Origin of the sequence: Lamprocystis purpurea DSM 4197, from assembly GCF_000379525.1 — a bacterium.
Lineage (GTDB): Bacteria > Pseudomonadota > Gammaproteobacteria > Chromatiales > Chromatiaceae > Thiodictyon > Thiodictyon purpureum.
The window spans coordinates 1-3453 of record NZ_KB902418.1; the positions used below are offsets into that span (position 1 = coordinate 1).

Annotated in this window: 9 protein-coding genes; 1 reads left to right on the forward strand and 8 read right to left on the reverse strand. The window is 62.2% G+C overall.

What is annotated here, in order from left to right:
- The 8 genes from A39O_RS0106660 to A39O_RS0106690 all read right to left on the reverse strand — a co-directional run.
- The coding region (locus A39O_RS0106660) for a pyocin activator PrtN family protein (RefSeq protein WP_020503912.1) at window positions 1-193 on the reverse strand (193 nt) is incomplete at its 3' end.
- Window positions 194-388: 195 nt separating this feature from the next.
- Window positions 389-598 carry a hypothetical protein gene (locus A39O_RS0106665; RefSeq protein ID WP_020503913.1) on the reverse strand — a complete coding sequence of 70 codons (210 nt, stop codon included), beginning with the start codon at window positions 596-598 and terminating at the stop codon, window positions 389-391.
- On the reverse strand, window positions 595-744 hold the full coding sequence (locus A39O_RS40485) for a hypothetical protein (RefSeq protein WP_157639748.1): 150 nt from the start codon (window positions 742-744) through the stop codon (window positions 595-597). Before A39O_RS40485 ends, A39O_RS0106665 begins: the two co-directional genes overlap by 4 nt.
- Window positions 741-929 (reverse strand): hypothetical protein, encoded by a 189-nt coding sequence (locus A39O_RS32335; protein WP_020503914.1) that lies wholly within the window; start codon window positions 927-929, stop codon window positions 741-743. The genes A39O_RS40485 and A39O_RS32335 overlap by 4 nt, the downstream gene beginning before the upstream one ends.
- A 210-nt stretch (window positions 930-1139) precedes the next feature.
- Window positions 1140-1451: a hypothetical protein gene (locus A39O_RS0106675; protein WP_020503915.1), complete on the reverse strand. Its 312-nt coding sequence runs from the start codon at window positions 1449-1451 to the stop codon at window positions 1140-1142.
- Window positions 1448-1894, reverse strand: coding sequence for a hypothetical protein (locus A39O_RS0106680; RefSeq protein WP_020503916.1), 447 nt, complete (start codon window positions 1892-1894; stop codon window positions 1448-1450). The genes A39O_RS0106675 and A39O_RS0106680 overlap by 4 nt, the downstream gene beginning before the upstream one ends.
- On the reverse strand, window positions 1891-2097 hold the full coding sequence (gene nrdD / locus A39O_RS0106685) for an anaerobic ribonucleoside-triphosphate reductase (RefSeq protein WP_157639752.1): 207 nt from the start codon (window positions 2095-2097) through the stop codon (window positions 1891-1893). The genes A39O_RS0106680 and nrdD overlap by 4 nt, the downstream gene beginning before the upstream one ends.
- 62 nt (window positions 2098-2159) lie before the next feature.
- On the reverse strand, window positions 2160-2453 hold the full coding sequence (locus tag A39O_RS0106690) for a hypothetical protein (RefSeq protein WP_020503918.1): 294 nt from the start codon (window positions 2451-2453) through the stop codon (window positions 2160-2162).
- 109 nt (window positions 2454-2562) lie between these two features.
- Here A39O_RS0106690 and A39O_RS36315 point away from each other — a divergent pair.
- The coding region (locus tag A39O_RS36315; RefSeq protein WP_020503919.1) for a toprim domain-containing protein at window positions 2563-3453 on the forward strand (891 nt) is incomplete at its 3' end.

Consider the following 3453-nt stretch of genomic DNA (forward strand, 5'->3'; position numbering starts at 1 on the left):
CAGCCAGATCGGTGACCCGCACCATCCACGGGGATTTCGTCGACCCCGCACGATACGCCGGGAACGGCAACTCGCCGCGGTTGGCCTTGGCGCGGGCGGCGCGCTCGTCCATGCCTAGGTAGCGCGCGGCGACGGTCTCAAGCGGGATGTCGGCTTGCCCGAACTCGGCGAGAAGAAGGAAGGTGGTATTCATTATGTCATTACCGTGATAACTAAATTCCTCAGCCTTTTCCTTTCTTGCAGCCTTGCAACCAGCTTTGCGGCATTGATCACTACGCACAGCGACGCCGGACCTATCATGCGCGTTCCCGTTCCATGCTTTGCTCATTGATTGCTATCCCGCGGATTATGTTGAGCGGATTGGGTTGCTTCGTCTGTTGTCATGTCTTCACCACACCCGAAACGCATCAATACAGTAGCACTGCCGCAGAAACTCCAGATCGGCGAGTTGCGCCCCGCGCCTGAACACCTCAGCTTTCCTTTCGAGAATCCTTACCTGTTCGTGTGCCGATACGCTGGCAATCGACCAATCCCCCCACGGCGGAATGTAGGCTACATCGTCCTGGTCGCAACGGGACTCGTCGGGGAAGATGGTCATTTCGCTTCACCAACCTGCTCAGCCGTGGTCGCCTGGAACGGCGGGTGATTCTGCGCGTAGCACTTGGGATGCGATAGCCCGGTGCCGGTTCCGACGTGGATGCCAGCGAGCGGGTATTTGCAGTATTCGCAGGTGTCTTCGGTCATGCTGCACACTCAGCAGACACCAGCAGTTCCTCGTCTGCCGCATACTCCGGACTGTCTTCCGGATGGTCGGCGATCTCGTAGCAGGCAACGGCGATCTCGTAAGCCTGCTTTGGCGTCATCCGCTTACCTGTGGCCAGGCGGGCGGCGCAACGCGCTATCCATTCTTCTCTGGTGTCTTCGGTCATACTGTCATCTCTCACATGATCCCGAGTGCGGCCATCTACACCCATCGGCAATCGGATCATCTGGTTTATCCGAGCCAGGGGGCCAGTCGTAAATATTCAGAATCCCGTGTTCAAAAAACAGTTCAGCGTGCGGATGTGTCTTGCGTATCTCAGCATGAAGGTCCGCAATCTGCTGGCATAGCCGCTTGAACTTGTTTGCTTGAGCCCTGGTCATCGCCCCGCCCACCCGCGCCGCGCGTTGTCCAGAACCTCGGTGAACGTCCTGCCGTTCCCCATTTGCCTTATGGCCCGCATCAGCCGATCATGAGCGGACTTACGTGCCTCCGCTTCGGTCGCTGCGGGCAGACCGACGGACATCCCTGTTTCGATGTCCGATACCTGCCAATGCATCGGAACGATCACCGACTGATGCACCGCCAGCCCGCGGCCAATGGGCTTTGCTTCAGCGGACTCGCTGATGATGTCGCGCAGGGTCTTGTCGTCTCCGTACTGGTGGCAGATGACGAGGTTGATGGTGGTCACGATTCATTCCTCCTGCCAACAAACATCTCCGGAATTGTAAAGTCAGTTTCCTGGCCCGCGCTCAGCGCCGCCGAGGCGCAATCACACACTTCCAACGCCAGCCGCCGCCACAAATCCATCTGCGCCAGCACGCGCCGGTTGTGCTGCTCGGCTCCGCTCCATCCCAGCAGGATCGCCGCGCTCCAGATCGCCACGACAGCCGTCAGCGGGGACCAGACCACCATCGCGGCGGCCAACTGCTGGGCCTCTTCGGCGACGAGCAAGGCCGACAGCGCCCCGCCGACCGTGATCAGGGCGAACAGCGCGCCAGACGCAAGGGTCAGGATGGCCCCGGCGAGCGGACTCCCGTACAGCGTCCCAAGCGGCCCCAGGACCATCGGGAGGATCGCTGCGACGGCGATGCTTTTGCGGTGCGATGCGTAATATTCGGCGAACTCTGTCATGCTTGGCTCTCCAGTGCGGCCGGCGATTCACGAAACACCAAGCGGTCGCGATGCTCCTGCTGCTTACCCTTGTTGAACTGACTCGTCGGGCGGTGATAGCCCATGACCCTTGTCCATACCTCGCATCTTGTGCGCACGTAGGTCTCGACGGCGTACTCGGCGCAGGTGGCGCACTGGTGCGCGTCGATCTGGAGCCCTCGCATACATTCAGGTGTGCCGCTGAGCATGGTCAGACTGTCACACGGCAACGTGCGATCATCGGTGCTCATCGGCCGTCCTCCTGCCATAGACCTGGGCAGGTATCCATCATGACGCGGTCCACCATGTGGATGCGCGCGGAGGCTGCAATCAGGTCGCACGTGCGTTGCGTGCCAAGCTCGAATGCTCGCGTCAACTCCTGTTGCGGCGGGAGCGGGACGTTGCACCGCAGGTCGAACCGCGCGTAGGCTTTGCCGTCGATCTTCGCGGCCAGCCGGTGCAGCCAGACCCCGGCGCGATGTCTCAAGCCGATCGGGGCCGGGTTGGTGTAGATCTGCACGTTGATGTCAACGGTACTCATTGGGCGGCCTCCAGGGCGGCTGGTTTGCAGTAGGGGCGCAGGCACAGGGCCAGGCGCGGCGGATGATGCTTCGGGAGTGCCTGCCGCGACATACCGGCAGGACCACCGCATGACGCTCTATGACGCCATCATCAGTGCCGGCTTTGATGCGCCCGAGGCGATTGTATGGGACGGCAAATTACACCGATTCCCCACCGATCTGACGCACCATCGACATAGCGACGATGGGTGGTATGTCGCCCACGACGATGCGACCGGCAAGGCCGCGGCATTCGGATCGTGGCGCGACGGCGTGCAGCATACCTGGGGCAACGGGACTGGGCGCGTGCTGTCGGTCGCCGAGCTTGATGTCATCAAGCGCCAGCAGGTGGCGGCCAAGGCGGATGAGAAAAAGCGCCGAGATCAGGCCGCACTGCGCGCGCAACGGATCTATGACCAAGCGTCCAGCGAGGTCGAGCACAGTGCTTACCTGGTGCGCAAGGGCATCAGCCTCCCGGAAGGCGTGCGCGCCGTCATGGGCCTGTCATCGAAAGCCTTTGGGTTTGAGGGCGCCGAATGGGCGATCTCCGGCCTGATTGTGCCGATGCGCAACCGCGACGGCGAGATGCGATCCTTGCAGATCATCCCGGACGCCGAGAACAGCAAGAAGCTGTTCATGAAATCAGGCCAAACGGCCGCCGTGTTTCATGTGCTGGGAGCCATCGAAGGATCGACCCGCATCCTGATTGCCGAGGGCCTGGCCACGGCACAGAGCGTCCGCACCGCGACGGGTGACACCGCGGTGGTGGCCTTCTCGGCGGGCAACTTGAAGGCCGTGGCGGGCGCGGTGCGGGCGATCACGGCGACGGCGGAGATGGTGATTTGTGCCGACGACGATCCCGCGGGGCGCACTGGGGCGGAGGCGTGCCACGGGTGCCGGGTGGTCTTTCCCGATCAGGGCTGCAACGACTTTAACGATCTGCACCAGGCGCATGGTCTGGCGGCCGTCAAACGGGCTATC

Coding starts and splice junctions, on each gene's coding strand:
- A39O_RS0106665 (WP_020503913.1), bottom strand. CDS start 598: ATGACCATCTTCCCCGACGAGTCCCGTTGCGACCAGGACGATGTAGCC.
- A39O_RS40485 (WP_157639748.1), bottom strand. CDS start 744: ATGACCGAAGACACCTGCGAATACTGCAAATACCCGCTCGCTGGCATC.
- A39O_RS32335 (WP_020503914.1), bottom strand. CDS start 929: ATGACCGAAGACACCAGAGAAGAATGGATAGCGCGTTGCGCCGCCCGC.
- A39O_RS0106680 (WP_020503916.1), bottom strand. CDS start 1,894: ATGACAGAGTTCGCCGAATATTACGCATCGCACCGCAAAAGCATCGCC.
- nrdD (WP_157639752.1), bottom strand. CDS start 2,097: ATGCGAGGGCTCCAGATCGACGCGCACCAGTGCGCCACCTGCGCCGAG.
- A39O_RS0106690 (WP_020503918.1), bottom strand. CDS start 2,453: ATGAGTACCGTTGACATCAACGTGCAGATCTACACCAACCCGGCCCCG.